The following is a 24935-nucleotide window of genomic DNA, read 5'->3' as shown; positions in this document are numbered from 1 at the left end:
AGTTACTTTTGAAGTTCTTTAAGCATTCTCATTACTTGTAAATCGCCAAAGCCTAATTCGGGGTAGAAGCGGGTGAATTCCTGAAAGATCAGTCCAAAATTTTCAGCTCCATGTAAATCGAGCATTATTTTCAGTGTTTGTGTAGGGCTTTTTGAATGCTCATCGGGATTATGCAATACGATATTGGCTTTGGTTGCCTTAAGTAGAAAAGGAAATTTCTCTTCAACTTGTGTAGCCAATGTGTGAAGTAGATAGTAATTCCCTTTTGCATACTCTAGCCAAAAATTAGCAAGTAGGTGAAGGTCGTCTAATTCCAACCTCAGTTTGTTTGAATAAGCATTCAATAGTTCCTCTGTTTGCATTGATGCAAAACTGTAGGGGTGCTCTTTGGAGGGTAATACTAGATAGACACTAGATCCTTGTAAATCTGTTTTCGAAAGCAAGTAGCAGGCGAACCAAAGATTCACTTGGCAAAATAAATCCTCTTCAAACCACAAGTGAATGTTACTATTCGGAGGTATGCTTGATATTTTTTTGAATTCAGATACAGAACTGGCCTGATAATCCATGGTTGAGTCGCCATAGGCTGTAGCCAAAAACTGTGCTCTCTTTTCAAAAAGGTCTTCAATACTTTCATGTTGAACAGGGCCGTCCACTAAGCATTCACGCAAAACAATAAATTCGCCTTTAACTAGGTGATGTTCATTTATGTATTGAAGAAGAGAATCGCCATTCAGAATATGGTATGTGCTCATGTTTAAAGATGTAGTAGAATCAGAGCTACTAAGGCGGGTAGTGCTTGAATAAAGAATATTTTTTTATTGGCTGTAATAGCTCCAACAACGCCTGCTATCACAATACAGGTCAAAAAGAAAATGGAGATATAAAAGTTCCACTGGTGATCAGAAATAAAGAAGGTCCAAATCAGGCCAGCAGCCAAAAAGCCATTATAAAGACCTTGATTCTTGGCAAGAGAAGCGGTTGTGGCAAAATATTCTTTTGAAAATCCTTTAAATACTTTGGGTGCTCTTGTTTGCCACGCAAAAGATTCGAGCCAAAAAAAGTATAGGTGCAAGAAAGCAACAAGGCCAATAAGAATTTGAGTAAAAGTATGCATGGCAATCCGATTAGTTTATGCAATCTAGAAAGCACAGCCTTTATATCAAAGTATTGCCACAGTAATGAGGCCCGCCGTTAGTGTACGGTGAGCGTAGCTAATCCTTCTTGAAATCTATTCATTGCGTCTTCAAGGTCACTCATCGCTGCGGCATAGCTCATGCGAAGGCCATCGGGTTCACCAAAAGCATCTCCAGGAACAACCGCTAAGCCAAACTCATCCAGTAAGTAAAGGCATAATTCCGTAGAATTTTGAATCGTATCGCCGTTCGGCTTTTTAGCACCTAAATAATGTGAAATATCTGGGAATACATAGAATGCCCCGCCCGGAGTGAAACAGCTTACGCCTTCAATTTCATTGAGAGAAGCAACCATGAAGTCACGTCGTTTTTTGAACTCTTCTCTCATTGCTAGAACTTCGTCCAAAGGACCATTGTACGCAGCTTCAGCCGCTTTTTGAGAAATGGATGAAGGAGCAGAAGTTTCCTGGCTTTGAATTTTAGATACGGCTGTTACCACATCAGGGTGAGCCGCTAAATACCCTAGGCGCCAGCCCGTCATTGCAAATCCTTTAGAGAAACCATTTATCAGTACAACACGATCTTTAAGGTCGGGAGCAGCATTTAGTATACTTACATGATCGCCTTCGAATACGATGTACTCATAAATTTCATCCGATATGATATAGATATTCGGGTGCTTGCGTAATACATCTGCTAGAGCTGCTAGTTCATCTTTAGAATAGCACGAACCCGTTGGGTTACTTGGAGAGCATAAAATAATCGCTTTCGTTTTCTCAGTAATCGACTCTTCTAATTGGCTCGGTGTAAGCTTAAAATTGTTCTCAAAGGATGTTCGAACAATTACAGACTCTCCCTCAGCTAAGCGAACCATTTCAGGATAAGAAACCCAGTAAGGAGCAGGTATTATAACTTCATCTCCTTTATCGATGAGTGCTAGAAGACTAAAGCCCACCGACTGTTTTGCTCCATTCGAGCACACAATTTGAGCGGCATCAAATTCGAGATTGTTATCACGTTTAAGCTTTTCAACAATAGCCGCGCGTAACTCAGGGGTACCTGTATTCATCGTATATCCATGGAAACCATTCTGAATAGCTTCGATAGCAGCGTCACAAATAAACTGTGGTGTTTTGAAATCAGGTTCGCCTGCACTTAGCGATACAATGGATTTACCTTGACGCTTCAGCTCTTTTGCTCGTCCTGTTACTTTTAAAGTAGCAGAGGGTTGTAGTTGCTGAGCTCGTTTTGAAATCATGAATACGGTTGTTAAAAAGTTTTTTGTGGGGGCACTGAAAATCCCAAATAACTAGATAAAAGGGAATAGGGTGTTCGTAGATAAATGAATCTATTTCTCGGCTCTATTTTGCTGCTGTTTTTTTTCTAAGGCTTCAGCAACTAATGGGGGTAAAAATGAAGTCATATCTCCGCCCCAGTACGCCACTTCTTTAACTAAAGAGGCCGAAATAAACGTGAAGTGCTCATCAGGCATTAGAAATACGGTATCCACTTCAGGAGCGAGGCGTTTATTAGTTAAAGCCATTCTAAATTCATATTCGAAATCAGAAATCTGGCGAACACCTCTAATCAAAGTATTGGCTTTCATTTTTTGTGCATGATTCACTAACAAACCTGTAAACTGATTTACTTCGATATTAGCACCCCAGTCTTTGTCTTTGATGCACTGCTTAATCAGTTCTACTCTTTCATCACCGGTGAATACAGCCTTTTTACTGTTGTTCACGGCAACTGTAACAATCACTTTGTCGAATAGGTTAGTAGCTCGTTCCAGAATATCTAAATGACCGTATGTAATTGGATCGAACGACCCTGGGTATAAGGCTATATGCTTCATGGTTTCACTCATTCTTGGTCAGGGTTTTCTTTTGAAAATATACTTACCGTAGTACGTCCATAGGCTTTGCTGAAAAAGCATAATGGGTGGTCATCGTAATTATGATATTTATCATGCTCGAGAATTAACCAGCCAGAAGGTTCTAACCAGTTTTCTTCAAGGATTAGCTCAATCATTTCCTCCATCCATTCGTAGTCGTAGGGTGGGTCACAGAAAATGAAGTCGAAGGGCATTGCCATACCAGCTAAGAAGCGTTGTACATCAGATACTTGAGTACTGATCTGCTTGGCTATACCAAATTGTTCAGCTGTTTTTTCAATAAGGGCTACATTCTTCGGGTCTTTTTCAATAAAGAGTACCGATTTAGCTCCTCGCGATATAGCTTCAAAACCCAGATTACCTGATCCACCAAAAAGATCCAGCACTTTCGCATTATCTAAGTACTTGTACACTTCAATTTTATTGAAAATACTTTCTTTAGTGCGATCAGTTGTTGGCCGAACTTCTAATCCTTTTGGAATCGTAATTCTTCGTCCTTTTAATTTTCCGGTAATAATTCTCATAGCTAGAAATCGATCTTCGAGAGGGCTTGAATTGTAAATATCACTTTATTGACATTCTCTGAACAGAGAATTTAACATTAATTAATGAGCATTTTTAGTGCTCACACAGATTAAAAATCTAAGGCTAATAATATAGCAGGAAATGCAGCGGCTAAATCGAAGCCATAAGTTTCTTCTTCGGCAATAACTCCGATTTGAGAAAGAGAGTTTAGATGCACGATTTCAGAACTACTGTCCCAGTAACTTCGAAGTGTTTGTTCGGTCTCGTGGGTATGGTGCCCAAACAAAAATATATTCTCGTGTAGTCCTCTCATCCATTTAGAATGCTGAGCTTGTTGGAGCCAATGATAGGGCACGTCTTCAATTTGATCGAACTGAATGTACGTGGCAGCTCTAAATTTGCCCAGTAGATAAGAAGTGATGGTGAGTACATTTTTATGGCACCCAATCATGAGGTAGGAACCACCTGGCTTAGAAAAGCTCGACCACTTTTGGGCGATTTCAAAATCGCTAGTGAATTCCGTAGTGGCAATTTTACTAGTCAGTTCATCAAAGCCGTGCATGATAGCCCTACGGCGTAAGCACAGAAATTTATATTCTGGTTTACTAAGTGCATGCCAAGTAGGCTCAATATCTTTTCGTTCAACGCCTTTCATTAATATTGAAAGATGATCTTCACGCTCATCGGCGTTATCGTACACTACTTTAGGTAAAACAGTCCAGCATTCATCACCGGGATGAGTTAAAGCTCGAACAGATTGGATTTTGTGTTGCTGGAAAATATTCTCAAAACTTTTTTGAAGGAGAGGAAAGTGTTCTGAGTGAAGGGTTGTAATGGCTTCGTTAACATCAAAGTTGAAATCATACGAGCCAATACGAAAAAGGTGTTTGCTGTTCTGCGGATCATTTAATGCATAGAAAAGCCGATCCGCAAAAAAACAAACACCTAGATTTGAGGTGGATTCGCTCATTAATTCCAGCTAGGAGCGTTTCTCATGGTAGTTCTTTCAAGACTACCAATAGTGTCGTCTGTTCCTGGATCTTCCAATAAGTATAACGGAGGGCGAATAGTGTCGTTTACGGTATAAACGAATTTGGCGCCATCACGAGGTGAGTATACGATTTGGTTGATATCGTCTACTTGGAACATGCTATCGCTTCTCATTGATAACATAGAATCTGTTTGAACAAACTGTACTACTGAATCAAGACCACCTTCAGTTGGCGGGAATTTTCCGAAAGTATTTTCATACTGAACGAGAACATCTTTAATCGCTAACATTCTGGTGCGCACGCGCTCAGTCATTTCTTGTTTCTCTATTACTTCTTGGTAAGGAGTAATGATAGAATCGTAAAGAACATAGGTTAACCCTATGATTATAATGCCCAAAACGATGCTCAGTACTTTATTGCGCGTATCAATATTCATGTGAGGTAAATGTCAGTTAATTGTAAATGGTTTCAGAACTTGAAGAGCTAAAAATACATTGGCACCTCTATAGATGCAACCATCCCAAAAGTTTGCGCTACAGATGAACAATAATTTAATATGCCTTCTTCAAATAGTAACGTATTATTGAGGCTTAAAAAAAGCCAAAGATTTTGAATAAACGAGTACTCGCACTTGCTATTCCAAATATAATAAGTAACATCTCTGTTCCACTGCTTGGAGCCGTTGATACCGCTGTTATAGGGCATTTAGAGCACGTTTATTATCTAGGGGCGATTGCTGTAGGGAGTATCATTTTTGATTTTATTTTCTGGGGATTTGGCTTTTTGCGCATGGGTACAACCGGCCTGGTTGCGCAAGCATATGGAGAAAATAATGCACACAAAACTAGAGTAATATTATACAGAGTTTTACTTGTGGCAGGGGTAGGAGCAACCGCAATCATGCTTTTACAATATCCCATTATTGAACTGGCGCTAAAAATAATAGATGCTTCACCCGAAGTAGAACAGTTTACAAGAGTCTATTATCAGATCAGGATTTTCTCAGCGCCCGCAACGCTCGGTTTGTTTGCAATTAATGGGTGGTTTCTGGGAATGCAAAATGCACGCTATCCAATGGTGATTACCATCTTTCTAAACATATTGAATGTTGCCGCCAATCTAATATTCGTGTTTAAATTCAATATGACTGTAGACGGTGTGGCTTGGGGAAGTTTAATTTCAAGTTATATCGCACTAGCCCTCGCTTTTACTCTTTATAAGTTCAAATATGATAAGGTTAAAATACAGATAGCATGGAATGACCTTATTGAATTGAGCGAGCTCAAGAAATTCTTCACCGTTAACAGAGATATTTTTATTCGCACGCTGTGCCTCATTTTCTCCTATGCCTTTTTTACGGCTACTTCCGCCAAATTAGGCGATACTTGGTTGGCGGCAAATACCATATTGCTTCAGTTGTGGTATATCAGTTCGTATGCTGTTGATGGCTTTGCTTATGCCGCCGAAAGTTTAGTAGGTAGATATTTAGGTGCACAAGATTTCAAACAAATGAGGAAAGCCATTTGGGTGTGTATGTTTTGGGGTTTGGCTTTTGGAGCCTTTGGAACAATGATGTACGGTATTTTTGATCGCGAACTAATTGCGATTTTCACGGATAAGCCCAAGGTAATTGAAGCGGCTATGGTGGTAGCTATTTGGCTAATTGTAGCTCCGATAATAAATAGCATCTGTTTTATATGGGATGGGGTGTATATAGGTGCAACGGCAACATCGGCTATGAGAAACTCCATGCTCATTGCTACGATTCTGTTTTTCGCTCCGGTTTATTATATCGTTGAGCCGTATACAGGGTATCACGCGCTATGGATTGCTATGACATCATTTATGGTTGTACGGGGTGTGACATTAACTTTATTTGCAAAGAAAGAGTTATTCGATGCTTTTAATTTGAAAGGAGCTTGATATGAAACAGATTCTGATACTTCGCCATGCAAAGTCTAGCTGGGAGCAAGAAAACCTGAAAGACTTTGATCGACCCTTGGCACCTCGTGGGATTCATGATGCGCCCATGATGGGCGAATTTCTTCGAGATATAGGGGAAAAGCCACAGCAGGTTATTTCGTCAACAGCTCAGAGAGCAAAAGAAACATCACAATATGTAGTAGATGCTTTTGGCGGCGCTGTGAATGAAGTTCAATGGGACGAAGATTTGTATTACGGGAATGCGGAATCATATTTGGAAGCCATACAACGCCAAGACGATCGAGTTGATCGAATTATGTTAGTAGGCCATAACCCAATGGTTGAAGCCATTACCAGTGGTTTAGTGGGTTCGCAAAATCAAGCGTCGGTTCGAATGCCTACCGCGGCACTAGTTTGTGTTCAAACCTTTGCAATAAGGTGGGAGCAAATAAATTGGGGCACCTCGCAATTGAAATGGATGATGATTCCTAAAGTTCTGAAGCAGTTAAAAGATTAGCGAACTAACCACTATAACTTTATATGGCATTCTTTATATTCAGTTTTAATTGACTTCAAAAAACTCAAAGCACATTTCATATGAACTTTCAGCAAAACTATTTTTTCCTATGCAAAACTCCACTAAGCGCAGAGGGGCCAGAAGATGTAGAGGTGATTACTAAAGCGGAAGATAGTGCTGATTTCCCACGCGTATTTAGCGAGTTCGAATCTCTTCGTTCTCATGCCTTTAACAGTGAGAATATTTACAGTGTAGTTCGTGCCGACGACATTTACGACTTAATAAGAACAGCTTCAGAAAAAGATGCTAAAGAAGAAGCGTATGAGCGGGCTACTCCAGAAATTATCACTAACCTTCAGCACCGTGCTATGCAGGGCAAAGACGCCAATGCAAAAGCTATCTTGAAAGAGATTCACGACATCGAAGCCTAAATAACGGTAAAGTCTTAATTTTCGGAACTTATTGAGTGGTGTACTATATGAACTAATGAACTATTCATTAAACATATATTATCATGAACGACTTAATAATTGAAGGAAATTGGAATCAAGTAAAAGGTAAACTAAAGCAGAAGTATTCAGACTTAACCGACGATGATCTCACTTATGTAGATGGGAAAGAAGATGAGTTGTTAGGTCGACTGCAAGAAAAGCTCGGTAAGAGCAAAGATGAGGTTAAAGATGAAATCAACAATCTTTGATTCATAGACTATTTCAAAGGGGAAACTATTTAGTTTCCCCTTTTTTTATATGAACTCTTTAAGTATAAAAAATGCTAATTAGAGGGCGTATACATATCTATTATATTCATTTAGAACTTTAATAAACATTATAGCATGGAGAATTTCGAATTTGATAGCAGATTTTTTACTGGACTTGTGATGGAGTACGGGCCGAATCTGGTAAAAGCAATACTGGTACTAGTAGTAGGTTTATGGGCCGTTGGTTTGGCTGGCCGTGTAGTTAAAAAGATGTTGAATAAGAGTAATGTTGATCCCTCGCTACAAGGGTTTTTACGATCAATGGTTTCGATCCTGCTGAAGATTATGGTGTACATTACAGCATTAGGAATGCTGGGAATTGAAATGACATCATTCATTGCCATTTTAGGTGCTGCAGGTTTAGCAATAGGTATGGCTTTATCTGGTACTCTACAGAATTTTGCAGGCGGTGTAATGATCCTGCTATTTAAATATTTCAAAGTGGGCGATTTTATTGAGGCACAAGGCCACTCTGGAACAGTTAAAGAAATTCAGATTTTTGTAACCATACTAACTACTCCGGATAACAAAACGATTATTCTACCGAACGGTCCCTTAGCTACAAATTCACTCATTAATTTTTCTACCCAACCAACACGTCGTGTGGATTGGGTATTTGGAATAGGCTATGGAGATGATGTAGACAAAGCTTATGAAGTACTTCGAAAATTGTTGAAAGAAGATGATCGCATCCATACCGATCCAGAACCATTTATAGCTGTTAAAGAGCTTGCTGATAGCTCAGTAAATTTTGTAGTTCGTGCATGGGTTGATGCATCAAATTACTGGCCGGTACATTTTAGGATGAACGAAGAAGTGTATAAGACATTTGATAAAGAAGGTTTAAGCATTCCATATCCACAAAGAGATATTTATGTGCATCAAATAAAAGACTAAGAAGAGCTTTTTTAGAAGCTTTATAGCCGATACTTGAGGAAGTGTCGGCTTTTTTTATTCATGGGCATATCTATTATAAAAAAAAGATTAGAAATACTATCTTAGTAGCTTGACTATAGCAGGCATCAGCCGAAATAACGAACCAAGTGGAAAAGAAGGTTAATACCATGAACCTGGAGCAAGAAAAAAATACCGAAGAAGAAATGAATGTAGATGCAACAAATGCAGAAACTGAAACAACAGAAGCAGAAGAAAAAGTAGAAGCTGAGGTTGATGAGGAAGTAGAAACTACAGAAGAGTCTTCGGAAGTTGAAACTGTTGCAGAAAGCGAAAGTGAAGTTGAAGAATCAGAGGAAAATTCAGCAGCAGATTTTTATAATGAGATTTTAGCCAAAGCAAAAGAATTTGTGAAGTCGAACGACTGGGCTTTGGTATCTAACGAATTTGCGAATCAAGGGCTTCATATAAGTGATGGCCCTGCTCCAAACGATGAGGAGTCGAAAGCAGCCTTTAAGGAGTACGAAGAACTAAAGGCAGATTTTGAAGAGCGTAAAAAAGCACACTACGAAGAGCTAAATAAAAAGCGCGAAGAAAACCTCGTAAAGAAAAAAGACCTTCTGAAAGAATTTGCAGCCATTGTTAATGAAGAAAAATGGTCGGCAACCAAAGAAGTAGCTCAAATCAAGAACAAATGGGAGCACATTAAGCAAGTGCCTCATAATGAAATTGAGGCTCTGAACGAGCGATTTGAAGCTCTAATGAAGGAATTTGAAAGTCATAAAGTTGACCGACTCGTTAAAAAGCTTCAAAAGGAAGAAGAGAACCTAACATTGAAGTTGCTCATCCTAGATAAAATGGATGCGTTAAATCAGAAGAGTAATACGGAAGAAGCCGACTTCAATGCACTCAATGAAGAATTTGAAGACCTACTTTCGCAGTGGCGCAAAATTGGTCGTGTTCCTGTTGAAAAAAATGAAGGAGTTTGGGATCGATTCAATGCGGCTCAAGATGTATTTAACGAACTGCGCTTCAAGCACGACAAAGAGTATAGAAAGCGAATTGAAGCTGCTCTAAAGAAAAAGAAAAAATTAATCGCTGAAGCAGAGTCATTAATTGATGACAAGAATATTGCGGAAGCAGCCCGCCGAGTTAATAAGCTCCATAAAGCTTGGAAGAAGACAGCGAATCTTCCACAAAAAGACGAAAATGAATTATGGGATCAGTTTAAAGCAGCTACCGATTCATTTAACGAAAAGAAGTCGGACAATTTAGAAGTACTGCGTGAGCAAGAGCAAAAAAATCTTGATCACAAAGAAGCTCTTATCGAAAAAGCTCAAAAGGTGAAAGACACCGACAACTATGAGGAAGGGCACCGTATGATGCAAGACCTCATGAAAGAGTGGAAAGCGATTGGGCCAGTTCCTCGTAAAAAGTCTTCTAAGATCTGGAAGAAATTTAAAGGAGCGATGGATGACTTCTATGAAAGCCGTAGAGATCATTTCAAAGAACGCAGAGGCGAGCAAAAAGATAACCTCGCGGTTAAAAAAGAAATTATTGATAAACTTATCGCTTTAGGTGAACACGAAGATCCAGCAAAAGCAGTAGAAGAAGCCAAAAAACTACAGGCTGACTTTAAAGATGCTGGGCACGTACCTATTAAAGCAAAGAATAAAATTTGGAAGCAGTATCGCGAAGCATGCGATGTAATTTACGATCGCTTCAGAGCAATGGGCTCTGATTTAGGTGCCGAGCGTGAATTGGCTTCTCAGGGGTATGAGCCAGAAGAAAGAAAGCAGATCATAAAACTGCAAAAAGAGCAAAGTGCACTCAAAAAAGATATCTCTAAGCTGGAAGCTGAAGTGATACAGTACAAAGAAGCACAAACTTATTTTAAGCCTACAAATAAAGGCAATAAATTAAAAGATGAACTACAGGAAAAGATAACAAAGGCGGAAGGCCGAATTACAGAAAAGCAACATAGACTAGTCGAAATAGATAAGGAAATAAATACCTTTTCTGATTCGGATGAAGAAGAGTAAATTTAAATTCTTCTAATATTGTAAGTACTTAAGAGAGAACTTGTTATCATAACCATCCATAAAGTATGTGTTATTGAAAAACGGTATTAAAATAAAATATTGGGGCGTAAGGGGTTCTACGCCATGTGCAAATCCAAACAATATGAAGTACGGGGGTAATACCTCTTGCATTCAAATTGAATTGGATGGTACAGATGAATTGATAGTAGCTGATTGCGGAACAGGTTTTAGAAACCTCGGCAATGAGCTTACTAGCAATGGGCACCACTTGCAGGGTAAAATTTTTATTACCCACCCACATTGGGATCACCTCCAAGGCTTCCCATTTTTTAAGCCGTTTTATAACAGTAATAATGCCTTCAAAGTATTCATGCCTCCACAAGATGAGGCTGGCTGTAAGGAGATTTTACAAGGCCATCTCTCCAATACTTTTTTCCCGGTTTCTATAGATATGCTGGAGTCGGAATTAGACTGCATGACTTTCGAGAAAGGAACCTTAAACTTCGATAGTTATTCCGTCGAATATATGTGGGCCAATCACACCGTCCCTACTGCCATTTATAAATTTAATATCGGTTCACATGTGGTAATATTTGCCCCAGATAATGAGCTGCCTATTGATAACGAAGATCATTCTGCCTTTTTAAATGAATTCAAAGCATTCGTTAAAGGTGCAGACGTTTTAATCCATGATGCACAATTTACAAGAGAGCAGCATAAGGATCGATTAGGATGGGGACACAGCGACTGGGAAACGGTTATCGATGTAACCAAAGATCTAGGTATTTCACATTTAGTGCTTACACATCACGATCCCGATCATTGTGATGAGGTGTTAGATCGAATAAATTTAGAGGTAGCTGAATATGCTTCAGATAGCTACCAAACGGTTGGGTTAGTAAAAGAAGGACAGGAATTAAACCTGTCCTAATTTGTAATTCAATTCGGGATATTAGAAGTAATATCTAATTCCAATCCCACCATTTGCGTCACCGTCAGTATCTGGTAAGAAGTCGACGATAGGTGCCACTTCAAAAAAGAGCCCAACAGGGGAGTCTTCAATAAGATAGTTCAGGCCAAATGGAATACGTGCACCAAAATAAGTGTCGTCAGAAAAAACGGCGCGGGCACCAATACCGTAGTAAAAGGCTAGATTTCCATTTTCAACATCTAACCACTTGTGCCATAGATGATCACCATGAATATGAACAGCATCTTTACCCGAAAGCGACCAAGCTAAGCCAAGGTCAAAAGCTGTACGGCTGTTATTCCAAGATTTTAAAGAAATTCCCGTAGGCTCACCAAGCATTACCCCTAATCCAGTGCGGCCACCATCTGTATTTTGTGCCATCACGTTAGAGGAAAGGATCGCGGTGAAAACAAAAACGATTGAGCAAATTGTAAATTTTTTAATGGATTTCATTTGATATTAATTTATTAGTATTCGAATTATTTAAGCATAGAAATTAGTTTTAAGTTCCAATCTATAATCGAAAAGAGGAGAATTGGTGAGTAAAAACCGCATAATTATTTTTGTAAAGAACACCATCAAAGGAAAGGTAAAAACGAGATTAGCTAAAACCTTAGGCGATGACGAGGCCCTGGCGGTTTATAAAGAGTTATTAGCGATAACAAAGGCTAATGTAGAGCCACTAGAAGTGGAAAAAGAAGTTTGGTATGCATGGCACACCGAGGAGGGTGATGTTTGGGATGAGGATCTTTTCAACAAAAAAGTACAAGTGGAAGGAGATTTAGGGCAGAAAATGAGTCAAGCTTTCGCTAGTAGTTTTAAAGAGAGCTGTGAAAAAGTAGTTCTAATTGGGAGCGATTGTCCTACAATTACTACTTCTATTTTTGAAGAGGCATTTAATGCTTTGAACGAAAATGACGTTGTGATTGGGCCATCATTAGATGGGGGGTATTACTTAATTGGAATGAACCAATTCATCCCAGAGCTTTTTGAAGGGATAACCTGGAGTACGGAAAAAGTATTTGGTGAAAGTAAGAAAGTGTTAGAAGGCCTTGGGAAAACACTGTATGCCCTTCAGCCACTCAACGATATTGATAATGAAACCGATTGGAATGCTTATTTGAGTGAAATTCGTGCTTAGTATCATAATTCCAGTATATAACGAAGAGGAGACCTTACCGAGTTTGTTGGAGACTCTTTCTGTGTTGTTGAATGATGGGAGTTGTGAAGTGCTGGTAGTTGATGGTGGTGCATCTCAACAAATAAGGAATGTATGTGGGCAGTACTCGGTGGAGTATATCTCCTCGAATGTTGGGCGAGCCGTTCAGATGAATGCAGGTGCCGCTCAGGCAAAAAGTGAGGTGTTATACTTTCTTCATGCCGACAGTGAGCTGCCTTCAGGGTTTTTGGAATCTATTCTTCGAGCTAAACAGAAAGGGATAGATGCTGGATGTTTTAGATTAAGATTTTACCCTGCTCATCCTATACTAGATTTTTATGCATGGTTCACTAGGTTTGATATAAATCTATTCAGATTTGGGGATCAGAGCCTATTTATTAAGAAAGAAGTATTTCAAGAAATAGGTGGTTTCGATGAGAGTTTACAAGTTATGGAAGACCAAGAAATCATACACCGCATTAAAAAAGTAGCCACTTTTAAGGTATTAGAAGATAGTATTGGAACCTCAGCGCGTAAATATGAACAAGTAGGAAGGTTGAGGCTGCAATGGATATTTATAGGGGTAGTTGTTCTTTATTATTTAGGGATTTCTCAATCTATTATTAAAGATTTCTATTTGAAACAATTGCAATTATATAGGTGAAAAGTGGTCATCTTTGTGAAGTTTTACTTACATTTAGCGGCGAGTTATAAATATATTTGAAACCTTAAGAGGTCAAATAATAAACGATCAGTACACCTGTCCTTATATGGATGGGCTACAAAATTTGGGGGGAATTTTGGCTTTGTTAACAGTCTGCTAACATTGGCATCGTATCTTCCCATACATGTTATCTTTAACTAACTATCAATCCTTATCAAACATGAAAAAAGTATTATTACTTCCAATTTTTGTGATGCTATTTTCAGTAATGGCTTTGGCACAAGGGGTTACTACTTCATCAATCAGCGGAAAAGTTGTTGATGAAAACGGTGAGCCTTTAGCTGGCGCTACTATTGTTGCATTACATAACCCTTCAGGGGCTACATTTGGAACTTCAGCACAAGTAAACGGTAATTTCAACTTACCTGCTGTACGTGTTGGTGGTCCATACACTATTCGAGTTACTTTCATAGGTTTCACAACCTGGGAAAAAGAAAACGTAAACCTAGAATTAGGTGCAAACCTTGAGTTAAGCGTTATTCTTCGTGAAGGTGCTTATGAGCTTGAAGGTGTTGAAGTTCTTGCACAAGTAGGATCAGGTGGTGAGAACTCTGGTACTAAAACTCAGATTTCTTCTGCTCAAATCGACGCACTTCCAAACACGGATCGCGATCTAAACGACTTCCTACGTTTAACTCCACAATCAAGCAGCTTTGGTGGTGGTATTACTTTCGCAGGTGTTAACAACCGCTTTAACGCACTTTATATTGACGGTGCGGTAAACAATGACGTTTTCGGTCTTTCTTCTTCTGGTACTAATGGTGGCCAAACTGGTATTACTCCATTCAGTATCGATATTATCGACCAGTTACAAGTTGTATTATCTCCATACGATGTTACTTACGGTGGTTTCGCTGGTGGTGGTATCAACGCGGTAACTAAGTCTGGTACAAACACATACAAAGGTTCTGTTTATACTTACTTACAGAACGAAAACTTCATTGGTAAAACCAACGGTACTCTTGCTGATCGTTTTGATATCGAAAGAGAAAAAGTTGATGAGTTTACTGAGAAAGTATACGGTTTCACAGTTGGCGGCCCTGTAATTGAAGATAAATTATTCTTCTTCGCTAACGTTGAGCTTCAAAGAGACGAAACTCCTTCTACTTTCGAAGTAGAGCGTTACACTTCTGAAGCAGGTCGTGCACAGGTTGCAGACTTAACAAACCTACGTAACTACCTAATCAGTAATTACGATTACGATCCAGGTACTTTCGGTAGTGTTACTGATAACTTAGACGGTGAGAAAGTTTTCTTTAAGCTTGATTACAACATCAACAGCAGTAACTACCTTACTCTACGTCACCAGTATACTAAAGCAGAAGAGTTTAACAGAAACACTGGCGGTAGCCGTGATATCCGTTTTGCAAACACGGGTGTTTACTTCCCATCTGTAACTAACTCTACAGCTCTTGAATTAAACTCTTTGTTTGGTACTGATTACTCAAACAACTTAATCATCAGTTATGTTACTGTACGTGATGACCGTGACCCAATCGGTGGCGACTTCCCATACGTTATTATCGAAGATGGTAGCAATGGTGAAATCGAATTCGGTTCTGAGCAGTTCTCTACTGGTAACCAGTTAGATCAAGATATCTTCTCGATCACTAACAACTTCAGAATTTTCAAAGGCGACCATACTATTACTTTAGGTACGCACAACGAATTCTACAGCATTTATAACTTATTCATCCGTCAGAACTACGGTGTTTACAGATTTGATAGTTTAGCTGACTTCTTAAATGATAACCCAGCATCAGAATACAACCGTTCTTACTCTTTAGTAGATAACGTATCTGGTGATGGTTCTGCTGCCGGTGCCGACTTCGACGCTATGCAGTTAGGTTTCTACGCACAGGATGAGTGGAATGTAAACTCTCAGTTAACGTTAACAGCTGGTTTAAGACTTGATATCCCAGTTATCGGAACGGATCCTGAAGAAGATACTTACTTCAACAACACAGCTCTTCCAAAAATGCAAGCTTTCTACCCAGAAGCTGAAGATGCAAGAGCAGGTGAAGCACCAGACGGACAAATCATGTTCTCTCCACGTTTTGGTTTTAACTACGATGTGAACGACGACAACAGAACCATTATTCGTGGTGGTTTAGGTATCTTCACTAGCCGTATTCCTTTTGTATGGCCAGGTGCTATGTATAGCAACAACGGTTTAACAATCGGTAGTGTTGACGAAGATGATATTACTGGACCAATTAACTTCCGTTCAGATATCCAGAACCAGTACACTAACCCGAACTTCACTACTCCGTCGGGTCAAATGGATCTATTTTCTAAAGACTTCAAGTACCCACAGATCTTCAGAACTAACTTAGGTCTTGATGCAGTTCTTCCTTACGGAATTACTTCAACTTTCGAAGCGATGTTCACTAAAACATTGAATAATGTTGTGTACACGAACATAAACAGTGATCCTACTGTAGACTTCGCTTGGACTGGTACTCCTGATAGCCGTAACGTATACAACCGTGATGACATCGATGATGCATACAGCGCTGTATACCTAGCTACTAACACTTCTCAGGGTTACACTTACAACTTGTCTGCTTCTTTTGCTAAGCAGTGGGATAACGGACTTTCTGCAACCTTTGCATACTCTTACGGAGATTCTTATGCATTGAACGAAGGTACTTCTTCTCAGAACTCTTCTCAGTGGAGAGGCCAAGTAAGTATTGATGGTAGAAACAATCCAGTTTACGGTAGATCTGATTTCGCTGTAGGCCACAGATATGTTTCTTCATTAACGTACAAGTTTAGCTGGGGTCCAGATAAGGCACAAACTACTAGCGTTTCATTATTCGCTAATGGCCAGTCTGGAACACCTTACTCTTACGTAATTGCTGGTAGCCGTGCTCGTAACTTAAACAACGAAACTGGTAGCACTAGCCGTAACAGATCTCTAGCTTACATCCCAAGAAATGCTAGCGAAATCAACTTAGTTGACTACACTTCTGGTGGACAAACTGTTACAGCTGCAGAGCAGTGGAACAAGCTAAACAACTTGATTGAAAGCGATAGCTACCTAGACAGCCGTCGTGGTAAGTACGCTGAGAAGAATGGCGACTGGTCTCCATTCGTATCTATCTTCGACTTAGGTATTCGTCAGGATGTTGGTATTAGAGCAGGTGGACAACTACACCGTCTACAATTATCTCTCGATATCAGCAACATCGCTAACATGTTGAACAAAGACTGGGGTGTTGTTTACAACGTACCAGGTAGCTTTAACAACTACTACCTATACCAATTTGAAGGTTACGAAGGTGACGGAACTACTCCTCAGTTCACATTCAGAGATGGTGAAACTGGTGATGAGCGTTTCAACATTAGTGGCTTCTCTTCTCGTTGGAGAATGCGTGTAGGTGTACGTTACCTATTTAACTAAGAGTTAATTTTTTATTGACGCTAACAAAAGGCTCCTATGTAGGAGCCTTTTGTCTTTTAAAAACACATACGACTATGAGACATTTATTTATACTATTTATTGGGATTGTATCACTTAACTGTGTGAGTAGTGACAGTACTACAGAACTAGATGGTCCACAGTTATTATTGATTTCGTTTGACGGTTTTAGAGCCGATTATCTATCAAAAACAGACACACCGAATTTTGATAGTTTAGTGGAAGAAGGGGTAGTTTCAGATGGTTTGATTCCCATTTTCCCAACAAAGACATTTCCAAATCACTATACCATTGTAACAGGACTGTATCCTGAGAATAGTGGCTTAGTGGGTAACAACATGTATGATCCTGAAATGGATGCATACTATAGAATAAGCGATCGCGAAGCTGTTGAAAATCCAGATTGGTATTGGGGAGAGCCTATTTGGAATACCGTAGAAAAAGCAGGTAAAAGAGCAGGTACTATGTTTTGGGTTGGATCTGAAGCTCCTGTTCAAGGAATGCGCCCTACGTACTGGGAGTATTATGATGGAAGTATGAGCGAAGAGCTTCGTATCGATCGTGTTTTAGGCTGGATGACAGACTCGAGCAAAGCCGTAAATTTAGGTACTTTATACTTTAGCTTCTTAGATGATGCAGGTCATGGGTATGGTCCTGATTCAGAAGAAGTAGTAGAGGCCATCAAGCGAGCTGATTCATTAGTAGGTTATTTACTGCATAAATTAAAAGCAGTAGACCCAGGGCGAAAAATCAACATGATGATCGTTTCTGATCATGGTATGACGGCACTTTCACGTGAACGAATCGTTGTACTTGATGATTACGTGGATGTGAATGATTTAGAGCTAATATCTTATTCGCCGGTATTAAAGTTCAATGTATCAGAAGGAAAAGAAGAAGCTGTATACCAAGCATTGAAAGCCAATGAACAAGACGGGTTTAAAATCTATAAGAAAGAAGATATACCGGAACGTTATCACTTAAAGAATAACCGACGAGTTCAAGATTTCTTGATGGAAGCGGCTGAAGGCTATACCATCAACACAAAGGAATATTTTGATCGTCGCCCTGATTATCCAAGTGGCGGTACGCACGGATTCGATAATGCGAACACAGAAATGCATGCAGTGTTTATTGCTCATGGCCCTGCTTTTAAGAATGGTTTAAGAATTGAGCCGATCGAAAACATTCATCTTTATGAGCTTATGGCAAAAATTCTAGAAGTAGAACCAGCTCCGAATGATGGAAGTCTGGAAGCCGTTGAATCTGTACTCAAATAATTTGGATTGCATCTGTCGTACAATGCTTAGATATTCCATTTTTAATAAAAAGAACATTTAAAAAATTACAAATGCCTTACGTTGTAACTGAACCTTGTATTCAATGTAAATATACCAACTGTGCTGCTGTTTGCCCGGTTGACGCTTTCCGAGAAGGACCTAACTTTTTAGCAATTGACCCCAACGAATGTATCGATTGTGATGCGTGTGTTTCGGAATGTCCAGTGGAAGCTATATTCCCAGACGACGAAGTACCTGAGAAGTGGGAAGGTTACATCGAGTTAAACGAACGTCTTGCTGAACAATGGGAAGATCGTGTTATTAACGAAACTCAAGACGCATTGGAAAATGCTGATGAGTGGGCAACTAAAGAAGACAAATTAAGCGAGTTGCAAGAGGAATGGTAGTAAGTTATTATTGGTTAAGTAATTACAACCAATTTTAACAAGCACAACCGTTTTGTCTTTTACAGTTAAAAATCCTCTTCAGGATTTAGATTTATCACAGCCTCAGATCATGGGGATTCTTAATGCCACTCCCGATTCATTTAGTGATGGAGGGAGGTATTTAGATGTGCATAGAGCTTTAGATCGTATTCATATAATGCGTACCGAAGGAGCTAGCATCATCGATATAGGTGGAGAATCAACAAGACCTGGGGCTGATTCTATTTCTGTAAAGGAAGAAGTAAAGCGAGTGCTTCCCATTATACAAGCCTCAGTCGATACTTTCCCAGATACCATCTTATCTATTGATACCACGAAGTATGAAGTTGCAGAAGTAGCGCTTCGTGCTGGGGTACGCATCATTAACGATGTAAGTGGCATTCAAAAAGACCCACAGATGGCTGAATTAGCCGGAAAGTATGGAGCATCGTATGTTATTATGCATTCCGTGGGTGATCCCAAAAACATGCAAGACAACCCAAGCTATACCAATGTAGTGGAAGAGGTTTATGCATTTTTTGAAAAGCAGATTAAAGTGGCTCAGAGTTATGGGGTAGAAACCATTATTCTAGACCCGGGTATTGGCTTTGGGAAAACAACCGAGCATAATTTAAAGTTGCTTGCACACCTTGATAAATTCAAGAAAATTGGGTTTCCTATATTGGTTGGAGCATCACGCAAATCTATGATAGGTAACCTCCTTGATGAGCGCCCAGTTGAAGATCGTTTAATTGGAACCATCGCTGTTCATTACGACGCATTAACACGAGGAGCGAATATACTTCGTGTTCATGATGTTAAGGAAGCCTCAGATTCATTGCGTATATTCCAAGCCATTCAATCACAACGCTAGACGGCAACTACTTTGATCCCAATTGGTTTTCTTGAGTTTGGTCTCAAGGATTTCATCGAAACACTTATTATTGCAGGTGTACTGGTATATTTATATCGGTGGATTAGAGGTACGTTCGCAATTCAAGCAACCATCGGTATTTTCTTTGTAATACTGATCAACTTTATCATTCGATTACTTGGGTTTGAAACCATCAATTTCATTCTCAAGAGTATACTTGATGTGGGGATTCTCGCCGTATTCATCCTATTCCAACCTGAGATTAGAAAGCTACTTTATCGCATTGGTAACAATACCAGTTTCGATCGTTTCTTCTCACGTACAGGCTCCTCGGATATGATTGATGAAATCATTGAAGCCACCAAAAAGATGGCGAAACATAGAACAGGGGCATTAATTGTATTTGCTCGTTCTTCATCGCTTCAAGATTTAGTGGATGCTGGGGTGAAAATAGACTCTGCTGTAAAATCTGAATTGATAACTACGATCTTTCAGAAGGACACACCACTACATGATGGTGCCGTTGTAATTCGAAATAACCGTATAGTTGCAGCCAGTTGTTACTTGCCCATATCTCAAAACCCAAACATAGCCCAATCGTTTGGTACACGTCACCGCGCAGCGGTAGGTATTAGTGAAACCAATAACGTGTTAGTGTTGGTAGTTTCAGAAGAAACAGGAAGAGTTTCTTTAGCAAGAAATGGTACTCTAACAAGTGGTTTAACTATTCAGAAGTTAAGAGCTGAAATGGAAGAAGCATTTGGTAAATCCGACTTTGAAGCGGATCTGAGTTTCGGCGCTGCACAATCCGAAATGAATCTCAAGTAACGACTTCTATTTAGAATGAAAGAGCTTCATGAGTTCTTTAGCCGCTGTGTATGAAGTGATTTCCCCATTTAAAATTTTGTCTTTGTTAGACTGAAGAGCCGCGTTAAGGTCATCGTCGCCATAAAAAGCACTGTGCAGTTCTTGCTGAATATGCTCATTCAACCAATAGATAGCTTGTTCCTTTCTCTTTTGATCGAAGTATCCATTAGAGGTGGTATGGCGAATATATTCATCTATAATCGACCACACTTCGTCAATTCCTTTAGACTTTAAGGCTGAACACTTCGTAACTCTAGGAATCCAACCAGAATCGGTAGGTGGGAATAAGTGAAGGGCATTTTTGTATTCCAACATAGCTCGCTGTGAGGCGTCTTCATTTCCGGAATCGGCTTTATTAATAACAATGGTGTCGGCCATTTCCATGATCCCTCGCTTAATGCCTTGTAATTCGTCTCCAGCGCCTGCAAGCATTAGAAGCAGGAAGAAGTCGACCATAGAGTGAACGGCTGTCTCTGACTGACCTACCCCCACTGTTTCGATAATAATGGTATCAAAGCCTGCCGCTTCACATAATAAAATCGTTTCTCTGGTATTTCGAGCAACGCCTCCTAGGGAACCAGATGAAGCAGTAGGACGGATGTATGCATTCGGATTATTAGAAAGAGTTTCCATCCGAGTTTTATCCCCAAGTATACTGCCACGCGAACGGGTACTACTAGGGTCGATGGCCAACACTGCAATCTTGCGATTTAGCTCTTCCGTTACATAAGTACCAAACGATTCGATGAAAGTACTTTTCCCCACACCTGGAACCCCGGTGATCCCAATACGGATAGAATTACCCGAGAATGGCAAACAACCTTCGATGATGGCTTGAGCCAATTCACGGTGATCGGCTCTTGTGCTTTCAACCCGAGTTATAGCTCGACTTAAAAGGGCTCTATTACCCGATTTTATGCCATCAATATATTCTGCCGGGGAAAGGTCTTTCAAAGGAACTCCTTAGGCGGTATGATTTTGAATGAGTATTTCAAGTATCTGCTTTGCGGCTTTAGGGATCACTGTTCCAGGGCCGAATACAGCGGTTACACCTGCATCATACAAGAAATCATAATCTTGCTGAGGAATTACCCCGCCAGCTATTACCATGATATCTTCACGGCCATGCTTTTTCAGTTCTGCGATTACTTCAGGAACTAAGGTTTTATGGCCTGCGGCTAAACTCGACACCCCAAGAATATGAACATCATTTTCTACGGCTTGGCGAGCGGCTTCTTTTGGGGTTTGAAAGAGTGGACCAATATCCACATCAAAACCAAGATCAGCGAAGGATGTTGAAATAACTTTAGCACCACGGTCGTGCCCATCTTGGCCCATTTTTGCGACCATGATTCTAGGGCGACGGCCATCAAGTTTTGAGAACTCATCGGCTAAGCTTTGTGCCGCTTTAAATTCTTGGTTGTTTGAAGATTCTGAAGAATACACGCCTGAAATTGATTTAATGGTTGCCTTGTATCGGCCAAATACCTTTTCCATAGCATAGGAAATCTCACCCAAACTTGCTCTCTTTCGTGCAGCATCCACTGCTAATGCTAAGAGATTGCCTTCACCACTATTAGCGGATTTGGTAATAGCTTCAAGTGCAGCTTGGGTTTCTTCTTCATTGCGCTCAGCTTTCATCTTGTTTAAGCGCTCAATCTGAGACTTACGCACTTTGGCATTATCAACTTCAAGAATGTCGATGATCTCTTCTTCATCCGTCTGATATTTATTGACTCCAACAATGGTGTCTTTACCCGAATCAATACGAGCTTGCTTACGTGCAGCCGCTTCTTCGATTCTCATCTTCGGCACACCCGTTTCAATCGCCTTTGCCATTCCGCCAAGCTCTTCAACTTCAGTGATGAGTTCCCAAGCTCTACGGGCAATTTTATCGGTTAAATACTCTACATAGTGTGAGCCCGCCCAAGGATCAACCGCCTTTGTAATGTTGGTTTCATTTTGAAGGTAAAGCTGTGTGTTTCGAGCAATACGAGCTGAGAAATCCGTAGGTAGAGCAATGGCTTCATCTAAAGCGTTAGTGTGTAACGACTGTGTATGGCCAAGTGCCGCTGCCATTGCTTCAATACAGGTTCGAGCCACATTATTAAACGGATCTTGTTCCGTTAAACTCCATCCCGAAGTTTGGCAATGGGTTCTCAGAGAAAGAGACTTTGGGTTCTTTGGGTTGAATGACTTAACAATTTTTGCCCATAAGAGTCGACCCGCTCTCATTTTGGCTATTTCCATAAACTGGTTCATCCCAATGGCCCAGAAGAATGATAAACGAGGTGCAAATTCATCTACGTCCATTCCTGCTTCAATACCCGTACGGATGTACTCTAGTCCATCGGCAAGAGTGTATGCAAGCTCAATATCAGCTGTGGCGCCCGCTTCCTGCATATGATAGCCACTGATACTAATAGAATTGAAACGCGGCATATTTTGCGAAGTGTATTCGAAAATATCACCGATAATTTTCATAGATGGTGCAGGTGGGTATATGTAGGTATTCCGCACCATAAACTCTTTTAGAATATCATTCTGAATAGTACCACTTAACTTTTCAGGACTAACCCCTTGTTCTTCAGCCGCAACAATGTAGAAAGCCATTACCGGGATAACGGCACCATTCATCGTCATAGAAACCGACATTTTATCTAATGGAATTTGATCGAATAGGATCTTCATGTCTTCCACAGAATCTATGGCCACCCCTGCTTTACCTACATCACCGGTAACACGTTCGTGATCGGAATCATATCCACGGTGTGTGGCAAGGTCGAATGCAACAGAAAGTCCTTTTTGACCAGCAGCTAAGTTTCGACGATATAAAGCATTAGACTCTTCCGCCGTTGAGAAACCCGCATATTGGCGAATAGTCCACGGCCGAACCGCATACATGGTTGAATAAGGACCACGTAAATAGGGTGGGATACCCGCTGCATATTCTAAGTGCTCTAGTTCCTGAATGTCAGATGTATCAAAAGCTGGTTTAACAGGAATTTTTTCCGGTGTTTCCCAGACAGGTTCATCGCTAATTTTAGTTTGAGAACTAGGTGTAAAGTCTATATTTGAAAAATCTTTTCTCATCAGTTTTGCTCCTTTTCAAAAGGTTCGGCAAGTCTTAATAGTTGTATGGCCTCGATGTCATCACATTCAAAATGAGACTCAAGTGAGAAATTTGGCAGGCTCAATTGCGCTTTCGCCATCGCTCCACCTGCCGGCTCAAATTTATTCACACCAATCATCACGATGTCGCCATTTTGGATAGCCGCTTTACGCTTTGATGCGGTTTCGTTTATTAGTGCTTGAATTGTGCCAGCTTTGATAGAAGCGTGAAGTCCACCTTCCTTTTCAAACGTTTTAAATAACTCCCACGCTTGTTCTGCAAATTTATGAGTAAGTGTTTCCACATAATACGAGCCTGATGCGGGATCACTTACTTTATCTAAATAAGCTTCTTCTTTAAGAATGAGCTGAATATTACGTGCCATACGATCCGAGAAATTGTTGGCCTCTTTATAAGCCGCATCAAAGGCACGCACTGTAATTGAATTCACTCCACCAATTGCGGCAGCCATCGCTTCCGTAGTTCCTCGTAACAAATTATTGTGAGGGTCTTGGGTAGATTTGTTCATCTCTAAAGTAATAGCGCGTAAGTATGGAGCGCTTGCTTCCAGTTCATACACTTCAAGCACTTTATTCCAAAGCAATCGAAGGGCTCTGAACTTGGCTATCTCTAAAAAGTAATCGGAACCAATTCCCAATGTGATATGAGTTTTGTCGATCACTTGTTGAAGGTCTAGCTTCTGAGCTTTTGCAAGTTCAAGTTGCTCAACTAAGCTTGAGATAATAAAGGCAATCTGTTGAGTGATAGAAGCACCTGCATCGGCTATCCAAAATCCATCTACATGAAGATGCTTAAAAGGAGAATTTAGTCGAGAGCTTACATCGTTTTGAAGCTCTGAATAGGTAGGTAATTTCGAACTCAATAGAGCTTTTGAAAACACATCTGATGAAAACGTGATGGTTAATTCATCAACACTCAAATCGTTTGCCGAAACATATTGCTGTAACCATTCCTCGAGTTGAGAATAATTAGTAAGGCCTTCGAAGTGTACACCAATTAAGTTGATGTAAATATCTTTTAACAATACCTCCAGGTCATCATAAGATGAAATAGTGAGCGTGTTGAGATCAAAAACTAAACCTGAAGCACCATTAACAAGAGCTTCTTGTGCTTTTTTGTTGGCGTCGCTAATCGTTTGATGGCGAATATGCTGGGAGACTTCCCACTCATTCTGCCCTGTTTTCAATGGGGCAATTTCGTGATTTACATCTTTTAGATGTTCTTGGCGATAGAAGGGGAGATAGTTAATTCCCTCAATCGATTGCCAATTAAACTTAGTTTTGTAGTCTTCGCCTTTAAGATCTTTTTCAATGACAGCATCCCAATGGCCCGTTTCAATTGCAGGGAACTCATTGAAGTGAAGTTGCTTAGAGAATGTCGTTTTTTTGTCTTTCAT

At 40.1% G+C, this 24935-nt stretch carries 25 protein-coding genes; 14 read left to right on the top strand and 11 right to left on the bottom strand.

The window, feature by feature from the left end; all coding sequences use genetic code 11:
• Positions 1 to 2: 2 nt before the first annotated feature.
• The 7 genes from B155_RS0106045 to B155_RS0106015 form a co-directional block, all read right to left on the bottom strand.
• Positions 3 to 755, bottom strand: coding sequence for a DUF1835 domain-containing protein (locus B155_RS0106045; protein ID WP_018127355.1), 753 nt, complete (start codon positions 753 to 755; stop codon positions 3 to 5).
• A 2-nt stretch (positions 756 to 757) separates the two neighbouring features.
• Positions 758 to 1117: a DUF1304 domain-containing protein gene (locus tag B155_RS0106040; RefSeq protein WP_018127354.1), complete on the bottom strand. Its 360-nt coding sequence runs from the start codon at positions 1115 to 1117 to the stop codon at positions 758 to 760.
• A gap of 77 nt (positions 1118 to 1194) precedes the next feature.
• Complete coding sequence (locus B155_RS0106035; RefSeq protein WP_018127353.1) at positions 1195 to 2394, bottom strand: pyridoxal phosphate-dependent aminotransferase; 1200 nt, start codon at positions 2392 to 2394, stop codon at positions 1195 to 1197.
• Between the two features lie 90 nt (positions 2395 to 2484).
• Entirely contained in the window at positions 2485 to 3003 is a 519-nt protein-coding gene (gene coaD, locus B155_RS0106030; RefSeq protein WP_018127352.1) for a pantetheine-phosphate adenylyltransferase, read from the bottom strand.
• On the bottom strand, positions 3000 to 3554 hold the full coding sequence (gene rsmD / locus B155_RS0106025) for a 16S rRNA (guanine(966)-N(2))-methyltransferase RsmD (protein WP_018127351.1): 555 nt from the start codon (positions 3552 to 3554) through the stop codon (positions 3000 to 3002). Before rsmD ends, coaD begins: the two co-directional genes overlap by 4 nt.
• 110 nt (positions 3555 to 3664) lie before the next feature.
• On the bottom strand, positions 3665 to 4525 hold the full coding sequence (locus tag B155_RS0106020) for a hypothetical protein (RefSeq protein WP_018127350.1): 861 nt from the start codon (positions 4523 to 4525) through the stop codon (positions 3665 to 3667).
• A complete protein-coding gene (locus tag B155_RS0106015) occupies positions 4525 to 4983 on the bottom strand; it encodes a hypothetical protein (protein ID WP_018127349.1) in 459 nt (152 codons plus the stop codon). Before B155_RS0106015 ends, B155_RS0106020 begins: the two co-directional genes overlap by 1 nt.
• 173 nt (positions 4984 to 5156) lie before the next feature.
• Here B155_RS0106015 and B155_RS0106010 point away from each other — a divergent pair, with 173 nt between their 5' ends.
• From B155_RS0106010 to B155_RS0105980, 7 genes are all read left to right on the top strand, one after another.
• Positions 5157 to 6470 (top strand): MATE family efflux transporter, encoded by a 1314-nt coding sequence (locus B155_RS0106010; RefSeq protein WP_018127348.1) that lies wholly within the window; start codon positions 5157 to 5159, stop codon positions 6468 to 6470.
• Position 6471: 1 nt separating this feature from the next.
• Positions 6472 to 6987 carry a SixA phosphatase family protein gene (locus B155_RS0106005; protein WP_018127347.1) on the top strand — a complete coding sequence of 172 codons (516 nt, stop codon included), beginning with the start codon at positions 6472 to 6474 and terminating at the stop codon, positions 6985 to 6987.
• Positions 6988 to 7067: 80 nt separating this feature from the next.
• The gene (locus B155_RS0106000) at positions 7068 to 7418 is read left to right on the top strand and encodes a hypothetical protein (protein WP_018127346.1); all 351 of its coding nucleotides are present in this window, start codon (positions 7068 to 7070) and stop codon (positions 7416 to 7418) included.
• 83 nt (positions 7419 to 7501) lie between these two features.
• Positions 7502 to 7687 (top strand): CsbD family protein, encoded by a 186-nt coding sequence (locus B155_RS0105995; protein WP_018127345.1) that lies wholly within the window; start codon positions 7502 to 7504, stop codon positions 7685 to 7687.
• A gap of 135 nt (positions 7688 to 7822) precedes the next feature.
• Positions 7823 to 8644, top strand: a complete 822-nt coding sequence (locus B155_RS0105990; protein WP_018127344.1) for a mechanosensitive ion channel family protein — start codon at positions 7823 to 7825, stop codon at positions 8642 to 8644.
• Between the two features lie 167 nt (positions 8645 to 8811).
• On the top strand, positions 8812 to 10683 hold the full coding sequence (locus tag B155_RS0105985) for a DUF349 domain-containing protein (protein WP_157464741.1): 1872 nt from the start codon (positions 8812 to 8814) through the stop codon (positions 10681 to 10683).
• A gap of 142 nt (positions 10684 to 10825) precedes the next feature.
• On the top strand, positions 10826 to 11614 hold the full coding sequence (locus B155_RS0105980) for an MBL fold metallo-hydrolase (protein ID WP_018127342.1): 789 nt from the start codon (positions 10826 to 10828) through the stop codon (positions 11612 to 11614).
• A 21-nt stretch (positions 11615 to 11635) separates the two neighbouring features.
• On the opposite strand, the gene B155_RS0105975 is transcribed toward B155_RS0105980, so the two are convergent.
• Positions 11636 to 12034 carry a hypothetical protein gene (locus B155_RS0105975; RefSeq protein WP_018127341.1) on the bottom strand — a complete coding sequence of 133 codons (399 nt, stop codon included), beginning with the start codon at positions 12032 to 12034 and terminating at the stop codon, positions 11636 to 11638.
• A gap of 157 nt (positions 12035 to 12191) precedes the next feature.
• Between B155_RS0105975 and B155_RS0105970 the strand changes: the two genes are divergently transcribed.
• The 7 genes from B155_RS0105970 to cdaA all read left to right on the top strand — a co-directional run bounded on the left by B155_RS0105970 (position 12192) and on the right by cdaA (position 20367).
• A complete protein-coding gene (locus B155_RS0105970; RefSeq protein ID WP_026167227.1) occupies positions 12192 to 12794 on the top strand; it encodes a TIGR04282 family arsenosugar biosynthesis glycosyltransferase in 603 nt (200 codons plus the stop codon).
• Positions 12787 to 13476 (top strand): TIGR04283 family arsenosugar biosynthesis glycosyltransferase, encoded by a 690-nt coding sequence (locus tag B155_RS0105965; protein ID WP_018127339.1) that lies wholly within the window; start codon positions 12787 to 12789, stop codon positions 13474 to 13476. Before B155_RS0105970 ends, B155_RS0105965 begins: the two co-directional genes overlap by 8 nt.
• A gap of 220 nt (positions 13477 to 13696) precedes the next feature.
• Positions 13697 to 16942 carry a TonB-dependent receptor gene (locus tag B155_RS0105960; protein ID WP_018127338.1) on the top strand — a complete coding sequence of 1082 codons (3246 nt, stop codon included), beginning with the start codon at positions 13697 to 13699 and terminating at the stop codon, positions 16940 to 16942.
• A gap of 74 nt (positions 16943 to 17016) precedes the next feature.
• Positions 17017 to 18240: an alkaline phosphatase family protein gene (locus B155_RS0105955; protein ID WP_018127337.1), complete on the top strand. Its 1224-nt coding sequence runs from the start codon at positions 17017 to 17019 to the stop codon at positions 18238 to 18240.
• Between the two features lie 71 nt (positions 18241 to 18311).
• Positions 18312 to 18647: a ferredoxin FdxA gene (fdxA, locus tag B155_RS0105950; RefSeq protein ID WP_018127336.1), complete on the top strand. Its 336-nt coding sequence runs from the start codon at positions 18312 to 18314 to the stop codon at positions 18645 to 18647.
• Positions 18648 to 18699: 52 nt separating this feature from the next.
• Positions 18700 to 19539 (top strand): dihydropteroate synthase, encoded by an 840-nt coding sequence (gene folP / locus B155_RS0105945; protein ID WP_018127335.1) that lies wholly within the window; start codon positions 18700 to 18702, stop codon positions 19537 to 19539.
• Positions 19540 to 19551: 12 nt separating this feature from the next.
• On the top strand, positions 19552 to 20367 hold the full coding sequence (gene cdaA, locus B155_RS0105940) for a diadenylate cyclase CdaA (RefSeq protein ID WP_018127334.1): 816 nt from the start codon (positions 19552 to 19554) through the stop codon (positions 20365 to 20367).
• A gap of 6 nt (positions 20368 to 20373) precedes the next feature.
• Here the strand turns inward: cdaA and meaB are convergent, their stop codons facing one another.
• Genes meaB through B155_RS0105925 form a run of 3 tightly spaced genes read right to left on the bottom strand, consistent with a single transcriptional unit; the run spans position 20374 to position 24935 of the window.
• Positions 20374 to 21360 (bottom strand): methylmalonyl Co-A mutase-associated GTPase MeaB, encoded by a 987-nt coding sequence (gene meaB / locus B155_RS0105935; protein ID WP_018127333.1) that lies wholly within the window; start codon positions 21358 to 21360, stop codon positions 20374 to 20376.
• A gap of 9 nt (positions 21361 to 21369) precedes the next feature.
• A complete protein-coding gene (scpA, locus tag B155_RS0105930) occupies positions 21370 to 23499 on the bottom strand; it encodes a methylmalonyl-CoA mutase (RefSeq protein ID WP_018127332.1) in 2130 nt (709 codons plus the stop codon).
• Complete coding sequence (locus B155_RS0105925; RefSeq protein WP_018127331.1) at positions 23499 to 24935, bottom strand: methylmalonyl-CoA mutase family protein; 1437 nt, start codon at positions 24933 to 24935, stop codon at positions 23499 to 23501. Before B155_RS0105925 ends, scpA begins: the two co-directional genes overlap by 1 nt.

Source organism: Balneola vulgaris DSM 17893 (assembly GCF_000375465.1).
GTDB lineage: Bacteria > Bacteroidota > Rhodothermia > Balneolales > Balneolaceae > Balneola > Balneola vulgaris.
This window is presented reverse-complemented; position numbering and strand designations above follow the sequence as displayed.